Annotated in this window: 7 protein-coding genes; 4 read left to right on the top strand and 3 right to left on the bottom strand. The window is 64.8% G+C overall.

The window, feature by feature from the left end:
- The 3 genes from DYI24_RS15855 to DYI24_RS15845 form a co-directional block, all read right to left on the bottom strand.
- The coding region (locus DYI24_RS15855) for an aldehyde dehydrogenase family protein (protein WP_164572971.1) at nucleotides 1–962 on the bottom strand (962 nt) is incomplete at its 3' end.
- A 37-nt stretch (nucleotides 963–999) separates the two neighbouring features.
- Entirely contained in the window at nucleotides 1000–2274 is a 1275-nt protein-coding gene (gene gabT / locus DYI24_RS15850; protein WP_164572970.1) for a 4-aminobutyrate--2-oxoglutarate transaminase, read from the bottom strand.
- Nucleotides 2275–2441: 167 nt separating this feature from the next.
- Nucleotides 2442–3335 (bottom strand): LysR substrate-binding domain-containing protein, encoded by an 894-nt coding sequence (locus tag DYI24_RS15845; RefSeq protein ID WP_107344237.1) that lies wholly within the window; start codon nucleotides 3333–3335, stop codon nucleotides 2442–2444.
- Between the two features lie 803 nt (nucleotides 3336–4138).
- On the opposite strand from DYI24_RS15845, the gene DYI24_RS15840 reads away from it, so the two are divergent.
- The 4 genes from DYI24_RS15840 (at nucleotide 4139) to DYI24_RS15825 (ending at nucleotide 8310) form a co-directional block, all read left to right on the top strand.
- On the top strand, nucleotides 4139–4615 hold the full coding sequence (locus DYI24_RS15840) for a tripartite tricarboxylate transporter TctB family protein (protein ID WP_164572969.1): 477 nt from the start codon (nucleotides 4139–4141) through the stop codon (nucleotides 4613–4615).
- Complete coding sequence (locus DYI24_RS15835) at nucleotides 4615–6117, top strand: tripartite tricarboxylate transporter permease (protein ID WP_164572968.1); 1503 nt, start codon at nucleotides 4615–4617, stop codon at nucleotides 6115–6117. Before DYI24_RS15840 ends, DYI24_RS15835 begins: the two co-directional genes overlap by 1 nt.
- Nucleotides 6118–6196: 79 nt before the next feature.
- On the top strand, nucleotides 6197–7189 hold the full coding sequence (locus DYI24_RS15830) for a Bug family tripartite tricarboxylate transporter substrate binding protein (protein WP_164572967.1): 993 nt from the start codon (nucleotides 6197–6199) through the stop codon (nucleotides 7187–7189).
- Between the two features lie 125 nt (nucleotides 7190–7314).
- Nucleotides 7315–8310, top strand: a complete 996-nt coding sequence (locus tag DYI24_RS15825) for a CoA transferase subunit A (protein WP_107344230.1) — start codon at nucleotides 7315–7317, stop codon at nucleotides 8308–8310.
- Nucleotides 8311–8440: the final 130 nt, after the last annotated feature.

The following is an 8440-nucleotide window of genomic DNA, read 5'->3' as shown; positions in this document are numbered from 1 at the left end:
AAGAGACAGTTACCGACCTTCAGCGTCGCCACCTTGGCGGTGAGCTTCTCGACGAACGCGTCGTAGATCCCGTCCTGGGCGTAGATGCGGTTGGCGCAGACGCAGGTCTGCCCCATGTTGCGGAACTTGGAGGCGATCACGCCTTCGACCGCAGCATCGAGATCGGCATCGTCGAACACGATGAACGGCGCATTGCCGCCGAGTTCGAGCGCAACCTTTTTCACAGTCGAGGCAGCCTGACGCATCAGGATCTTGCCGACCTCGGTCGAGCCGGTGAAGCTGATCGCCCGCACCGTCGGATGCTCGGTCCATGCCTTGCCGATCGCCGGCGCATCGCCGGTGATGATGTTGAGCACGCCCGGCGGAAAGCCGGCGCGCTCCGCCAGCACGCCGAGCGCCAGCGCGGTGAGCGGCGTTTCCGGCGCCGGCTTGATCACCACAGTGCAGCCGGCGGCGAGCGCCGGCGCGACCTTGCGGGTGATCATCGCGGCAGGGAAATTCCACGGCGTGATCGCCGCGACGACGCCGACCGGCTGGCGGATCACCATCGTGCGGGCATCGGCGCGGTGCGACGGAATCGTCTCGCCGTAGATGCGCCGCGCCTCCTCAGCGTAGAACTCGACGAACGAGGCCGCGTAGTCGATTTCACCGAGCGCTTCGGCGAGCGGCTTGCCCTGCTCGCGCGTCAGCAGCAGCGCCAGATCGTCGCGATTGGCGATGATCTGGTCAAACCACGCGCGCAGCATGGTGGCGCGCTGCTTAGCGAGCAGCTTCGACCACTGCCGGAACGCGATGTCGGCGGCGCGCACCGCCTCCTCGGCCTCGTCGGTGCCGAACCGCGGCACCGCGCCGATGCGCTCACCGGTCGCCGGATTGAACACGGCATCGACCGGCTCACCACACCACTTGCCGCCAACAAGGCAGCGCTCGGCCAACAGGCCGGGATCACTCGGCATCAGCATCTCGATCATTCCCGTCTCGGCGCGGACGCGCCCTGTGCTAAGCGGCGAGGCAGCGCTCCAGGATCGCCAATCCCTCGTCGACGATCGCATCGGAGGCCGTCAGCGGCACAAGGATGCGGATGGTGTTGGCGGCGGTGCCACACGACAGCAGGATCAGGCCGTTTTCGTACGCCAGCCGCGTCACGCGCTTGGTCGCCTCGGCATCCGGCTCATTGCTGCCGCGCTGCTTGAGAATGTCGAATGCCACCATCGCACCGGGCCCACGGGCGACCGAGGTCGGCACCAGCGTGTTCGACAGCGCGAAGCGATCGATCGCGCTGCGCAGCCGCTCGCCGATCTGGTTCGCACGCGCGATCAGGTTCTCTTCCTCGAACACATCGAGCACTGCGAGCGCTGCGGCGCAGGCCAGCGGATTGCCCGCATAGGTGCCACCGAGGCCGCCCGGCTCGGCCGCATCCATGATGGCAGCGCGGCCGATCACGCCCGACAGCGGCAGGCCGCCGGCAAGGCTCTTGGCGACGCAGACGATGTCGGCCTGAACGTCGTAGTGCTCCATCGCGAACATCTTGCCGGTGCGACCGAAGCCGGTCTGCACTTCGTCAGCGATCAAAACGATGCCGTTCTCGTCGCACAGCCTGCGCAGGCCGCGCATCAGTTCGGGAGGTGCCTGATGGAAGCCGCCCTCACCCTGCACCGGCTCGATGATGATCGCCGCCACCTGCGACGCATCTATATCGGCCTTGAACACGAACTGTACGCAGCGCAGCGCATCCTCGACCGTGACGTCGCAGCCGACGACCGGGAACGGCACATGCCAGACGCCCGGCAGCGGTGGACCCAGTGCCTTCTTGTAAGGGATGACCTTGCCGGTCATCGCCGAAGCAAATGCGGTGCGGCCGTGGAAACCACCGGTGAATGCGATCACGCCGCTGCGCCCCGTAGCGGCGCGCGCGATCTTGACCGCGTTTTCGGTAGCTTCCGCGCCGGTGCTCAGCAGGATCGACTTCAACGGCCCGTTGATCGGCGCTAACTGATTCAACCGCTCGGCGAGCCGGATGTAGCCTTCATATGGCGCGACTTGGAAACAGGTGTGGGTAAAGCGATCGAGCTGCTCACGGATCGCCGCGACGATGCGCGGATGGCAATGGCCGGTGTTGAGCACGGCGATGCCGCCGGCGAAATCGACGTAACGCTTGCCCTCGACGTCCCAGATCTCGCTATTCAGCGCACGCTCTGCAAACACCGGCGTCGCTTGGCTGACGCCCCGCACGACAGCCGTCTGCCTGCGCGTCAGCAATTCACTATTCGTCATCAGCTCTCTCCTGAACTGATGACAACGCTAATGTGACGGTTCGGACAATCAATCAGCTTGTAAGTTCGGTCTGGTGACTTCCATGCACCAATCGAAAAATGCTGCACCATAACGTGCAAACACTGGCGCGTTGTTGAGCGATCCGCTCAACACGCAGCCACACGTCATCACTCGAGCTCTGCGAGCACCTGCTTCAGCCAATTGCGCAGTGCAACGATCGCCGGATCGTCCCAGCGCTCTTTCAGCGCGACGAGCTGATAAGTCTCCATATAAACCGACGATGTGATCACCTCGACCAGCGCGCCGGAGCGCAGATCTTCTTCGACCAGCACGTCGTTGGCGAGCGCGACGCCCTGTCCGAGCCGTGCCGCTTCTATCGCCAAATGAGCATGCCACAGCCGCTGGCCGCGCAGCGGCGGCAGATCGTCGAGGCCTGCGAGTTCGAACCAGCGGGTCCATTGCATCGTGGATTCTTCGTGGATCAGCGCAATCTGCGACAGATCCTCGAGGCTGGTGATTGCCGGATAGCGCGCCAGATAGGCCGGGCTGGCGACCGGGAAGACCCGCGGCCGCACCAGGATTTCAGACATCAGCGGCCCGCGGGAATCGATCACGTCGGCATAGACGATCTCTGCGTCGGCTTCTGCCCGCGACAAATCCGGATGGGTGAGAGTCGGCTGCAGATTCACCTCCCAGTTGCGCGGAGGCCCGGTCAATTCCGGCAAGCGTGACAGCAGCAGGCGATTGGCGATGCCCGGAATGCACCAGATGTTCAGCGTCGGCAGCGACGACGGCCGCGCGCTGGTGGTGGCGCGCGCGATGATGTCGAACGCCTGCGAGATCTGCGCATGAAAGCTGACGCCGGCTTCGGTCAGCATCACACCGCGGCCCTCGCCGCGGACCAGCGCAACGCCGAGAAACTTCTGCAGGTTCTGCAGATGGCGCGAGACGACGGTATGGCTGACGGCCAGTTCATCTCCGGCGGCGCGAACGCTGCCGGTGCGCCCGACGGCCTCGAAGGCGCGGAGCGCGATCAGCGACGGCAAACGACGGCGCATCATGAGAGCCGTATCGCCGGATCGCTGTAACGACGCTTGGACATTATAGACTTATCGCCTCCTCACACGCGCCGACCGAGATGATCACCCCCGATCGACCTCGATCTGCGGCAAAACTCTTCTCTCTTGTGGCACGGCGAAGCAACCGTCACAAATATCGCGCCGTCCTGTCGGACCGCATGCCTGCTGCCCGCCATGCACGTTCGCTCAATTTTGAACGATTCCAGGACGCTTCCCGCCGATCACGGCGAGCGCCCCTCCAAGAGGACAGACCAGGGCACCATCACGCAACGGCGGATGGTGCGCATCAAGAACCAGATCGCGGCCAGGAGTGGTCCAGTCGGACAACTGCAACCACGCCCGGCGCATCCTGTCTTCGGCGATCTTGTGCGGAAGCGCGCAGCACGGCTACGCCCTTGCCTGGTCGGCAGTGTCTGAGCGCCCAACCGAAACTGCATTGAGGCGATCGCTCCTGACGTCGGTTAGTTCGCGGACTCAAGCTCACCGAACGGGACGGCCGTCTCCGCAGGAGCTTCGCCGGCCTCACTCGGCGCATCCTCTAATTTGCGCTGAAAGATGACTCGCGAGTCCGGCGCACATCGCGCGGCAGAGCCCGCAAAGATCTTCCACGCCAGCCCGACGACACGATCAAAATCCTCCCGTCGCGGCCAAGTCTTTACAACAGCATTTCATTGCTGCTGGCACCGTTTGACGACACATTGCGGACCTCTCGGGCTGGAGGTTTGCGGTTTCTATGCTGCCAAGTCGCCGGCGATTAGTTGACTGCGAACGCTGTAGGAGCACCCATGTCGGTTCGGCGCCGCCTCGATCATCGCGATGGTGCCGCTGGTGCGGCGTTCTTTGTGTTCGGGATTGCGTTCGCGGTTGTCGCGCTCAACTACCCGCTCGGCACGACGATGCGGATGGGGCCTGGATATTTCCCGGTCGTACTCGGCCTGATCCTGGCGGGCCTTGGCATCGTCGTCGGCCTCGGCGCATTCCGCCGCCATTCGGCCGCAGAGCAAGCGGCAGGTTCCACCTCCCTCACGATCCCGAAGCTCCGGCCCGCGCTGCTGATCTCCGCCAGCGTTCTGGTGTTCGCCGTGGCGATTGAATCGGTCGGCCTCGCGCTTGCGACGTTCGGCGTGGTCGCCGTCAGCAGCCTCGCCAATTCGAACGTACGCTGGCGCTCGGTCACGGCCTCGGGCCTCGTTCTGGCGTCGGCTTCTGTCGCGATCTTCGCCTATGGGCTGCGGCTGCCGTTCAGGGTCACGCCGTTCTGATGGAGCTGTTCAGTCAACTCGGCCACGGCTTCGAAGCGGCGCTGACGCTCAGCAATCTCGGCTACTGCCTGCTCGGCGTCACGCTGGGCACGCTGGTCGGCGTGCTGCCCGGGCTCGGCCCCGTCGCCACCATCGCGATGCTGCTGCCCGCCACTTATGGCCAGCCCCCGTTGTCGGCGCTGATCATGCTCGCCGGCATCTATTATGGCGCGCAATACGGTGGCTCGACGTCGGCGATCCTGGTCAACCTGCCCGGCGAATCCTCCTCGGTCGTCACCTGCCTCGATGGTCACGCGATGGCACGCAAGGGCCGCGCCGGGGCCGCTCTCGGCATCGCGGCGCTCGGCTCGTTCTTCGCCGGCACCGTGGCGACGCTGCTGATCGCCGCGCTCGCCGAACCGCTGTCGAACCTGGCGTTGAAGTTCGGCCCCGCCGAGTACTTCTCGCTGATGGTGCTCGGCCTGGTCGCGGCCGTCGTGCTCGCCAATGGCTCGCTCACCAAAGCAGTGGCGATGACCGTCCTCGGGCTGCTGCTCGGCCTGATCGGCACCGACGTCAATTCGGGCACCGAGCGCTATAGCTTCGGCATCCCGGAATTGTCGGATGGCTTCGGTTTCGTCGTCGTGTCGATGGGATTGTTCGGCATCGCCGAGATCATCCACAATCTCGAGAAAGGCATCGAGCGCAACGTGTTTGCGACCTCGGTCGGCGGCATCTGGCCGACCCGCGCGGACTTCAAGGCGGCCTGGAAGCCGGTGCTGCGCGGCACGTTTCTCGGCTCGCTGCTCGGCGTGCTGCCCGGCGGCGGCGCGATCTTGAGTTCGTTCGCCGCCTACACCATCGAGAAGAAGCTGGCGAAGGATCCGAGCCGGTTCGGCCAGGGAGCGATCGAAGGCGTCGCCGCGCCGGAATCCGCAAACAATGCCGGCGCGCAGACCTCGTTCATTCCGCTATTGACGCTCGGCATTCCGCCGAACGCGGTGATGGCGCTGATGGTCGGCGCGATGATGATCCACGGCATCGTCCCTGGGCCGCAGGTGATGACTGAAAAGCCGGAACTGTTCTGGGGCCTGATCGCCTCGATGTGGATCGGCAATCTGCTGCTGGTGCTGCTCAACATGCCGTTGATCGGAATCTGGATCCGGCTGCTACGCGTTCCCTATCACGTGCTGTATCCCGCGATCCTGGTGTTCTGCTGCATCGGCATCTACAGCGTCAATCAAAGCACGATCGAAGTCGCATTCGCGGTCGGCTTCGGCCTGCTCGGCTGGATGTTCATCAAGCTGCACTGCGAGCCGGCGCCGCTGCTGCTCGGCTTCGTGCTCGGCCCGCTGATGGAAGAGAACCTGCGGCGCGCGCTGCTGCTGGCGCATGGCGACCCGACAGTCTTCGTCACCCGCGGGCTGAGCCTCGCACTGTTGCTGATCGCGCTGGCGCTGATCGTCATCCTGGTTCTGCCGAGCGTCCGGAAGACGCGCGAAGTCGCCTTCCACGAAGACTGACCGACGCACCACGCCGCACGATGATCCGACGACGCCCTCCACCCTCTTCGATTTCTCCACCACGGAATGAAGGACGCCCATGACAGCCTCGACGGTCTCTCGCCGCATCCTGCTATGCGCAACGTTTGCCGCTTCTCTCGTCGCCGCCCTGCCCGCCTCAGCGCAGCCGGCTGACTGGCCGAACAAGCCGCTGAAGCTGATCGTGCCGTTCCCGCCCGGCGGCGCCGCCGATGCGGTCGGACGCGTCGTCGCGGAGAAGCTGAGCGAAGTGCTGAAGCAGCCGGTGGTGGTCGAGAACAAGGCCGGCGCCGGCACCGCGATCGCCGCCGACGCGGCGGCCAAGGCGGCGCCCGACGGCTACACGCTGTCGCTCGCGCCCGCCGGTCAGCTCACCATTCTGCCGCATCTGAACAAGTCGCTCTCTTACGATCCGTTCAAGAGCTTCGCGCCGGTGTCGCTGGTGGCGGAAGTGCCTTACGTGATCGGCGCCAGCGCCGACACGCCGGCCACCTCGCTGAAAGACCTGATCGCCGCGGCCAAGAAGGAGCCGGGCAAGCTCAGCTACTCGTCGTGCGGCAACGGCACGCTGTGCCATCTCAGCGGCGAGCTGTTCAAGAACCTCACCGGCACCGACCTGCTGCACGTTCCGTTCAAGGGCAGCGCGCCCGCGATCCAGGCCCTGCTCGGCGGCCAAGTCAATCTCTCGTTCGACACGCTGACCATCCTCGCGCCGCAGGTGAAGTCCGGCAAGGTCAAGGGACTGGTGATCACCAGCCGCACTCGCTCGCCGCTGCTGCCTGACGTGCCGACCGCTGCGGAGGCCGGACTTCCGGAATTCGTGGTGTCGTCCTGGTTCGGCATCGTCGTTCCCGCCGGCACGCCGAAGGACATCGTGGCGCGGCTGAACACCGAGATCAACGCACTGGCGAAGCTGCCGGATGTCCGCGACCGTCTCGCCGCGCAAGGCCTCGACGCGATCCCGTCGACACCGGAGGCCTTCACCAAGGTCATTCACGAAGACTATGCGCGCTGGGGCAAGGTCGTGGAAGCTTCGGGCGCCAAGCTCGATTGAGATGGCACTGAGCCAGCTGCGGCGGACGTCAAATCCGCCGCAGCTGCATGCTGTGGCGATGGCTTCCACCGACGACCCAACTGCGACATAACACCGGCAACGACACGAACCACATCGGGGAGCAGATGGCGCAGACAAGGCTGATCTCGCTGCAAGAGGCAGTGCGACGCTATAGCTGGGACGGGATGCAGTATGCGAGCGGCGCTGCGTTGCCGATCGGATCCGACGCCATCATCTTTGGACGCGAATTGCTGCGCCAGGGCCGGCGCGACCTGCACGCAATCTTTCACTGCAACAGCCAGCAATTGAACCTGCTGGCCGCCGCCGGTGTGGTCACCAAAGCGGAATGCGGCTTCTCGGCCCTGGAAGTATTCGGCTTCGCCAACGGCCTGCGCCGCGCAGTCGAGAGCGGCCACATGGCGCTGGAAGACTACTCCAACCTCGGATTGCCGCTACGACTGCTCGGCGGCGCTTTGAACTGGCCGTTCGTCCCGGCCACCGTGAACATCGGCTCCGATCTGCAGTATCGCAGCGCGTTCGCACCCGACGATTATCCCAGCAAGCACAAGATCCCGACGGTGGTCGATCCGTTCACCGGCCGCGAGATCGGCGCCTTCAGTCCGCTGAAGCCGGATCTGGCGGCGATCCACGTCACCCTCGCCGATCCGTACGGCAACTCAATCATGCTCGGGACCGAATGGAGCCGGGTCGAGCTGTCCCGCGCGGCCAAGAAGGTGATCATCATTGCGGATGCGATCGTCGACACCGATTGCATCCGGCAATATCCGAACCTGGTGCGGATTCCGGATCTCGTCGTCGAGGCTGTGGTGCATTGGCCGTTCGCGGCCTGGCCGCAGAGCTCGCCCGGCATGTACGACGTCGACGAAGCACACATGAAGTTCATGAACAAGGCGCTCGGCAGCGAAGACGGCACCGCCGCCTACATCCGGGATTTCGTCACCAGCTATCACGACATCGACAGCTATCTCGACATGATCGGCCGCGACAAGATCGCCGAACTACGCAACAGCACCACCAGCTTCCTGCTCGATCCGTATCGGCGCTGGATCTTGCCGCCCGACGAGGTGGCCGCGTTGTCCGCCCAGGAGGTCGCAGCATGAGCGAGACACTGGACTATTCCCGCCAGGAGATGATGGCGATCGCCACCGGGCGCGAAGTGAAGGACGGCGAGCTGGCGATCTTCGGCGTCGGCCTGTCGATGCTGGCCGGTTACTTCGCCCAGGCCAATCA

Origin of the sequence: Rhodopseudomonas sp. BR0C11 (genome assembly GCF_010820945.1) — a bacterium.
In the GTDB taxonomy this organism is placed as follows: domain Bacteria; phylum Pseudomonadota; class Alphaproteobacteria; order Rhizobiales; family Xanthobacteraceae; genus Rhodopseudomonas; species Rhodopseudomonas palustris_H.
Note: the sequence above shows the minus strand (reverse complement) of the source record. Positions and strands in the feature narration are given on the sequence as shown.

Bases quoted from the DNA above. Each gene is read 5' to 3' on its own strand.
- gabT (WP_164572970.1), bottom strand. From the start codon at position 2,274: ATGACGAATAGTGAATTGCTGACGCGCAGGCAGACGGCTGTCGTGCGG.
- DYI24_RS15845 (WP_107344237.1), bottom strand. From the start codon at position 3,335: ATGATGCGCCGTCGTTTGCCGTCGCTGATCGCGCTCCGCGCCTTCGAG.
- DYI24_RS15835 (WP_164572968.1), top strand. From the start codon at position 4,615: ATGGAGCTGTTCAGTCAACTCGGCCACGGCTTCGAAGCGGCGCTGACG.
- DYI24_RS15830 (WP_164572967.1), top strand. From the start codon at position 6,197: ATGACAGCCTCGACGGTCTCTCGCCGCATCCTGCTATGCGCAACGTTT.
- DYI24_RS15840 (WP_164572969.1), top strand. From the start codon at position 4,139: ATGTCGGTTCGGCGCCGCCTCGATCATCGCGATGGTGCCGCTGGTGCG.
- DYI24_RS15825 (WP_107344230.1), top strand. From the start codon at position 7,315: ATGGCGCAGACAAGGCTGATCTCGCTGCAAGAGGCAGTGCGACGCTAT.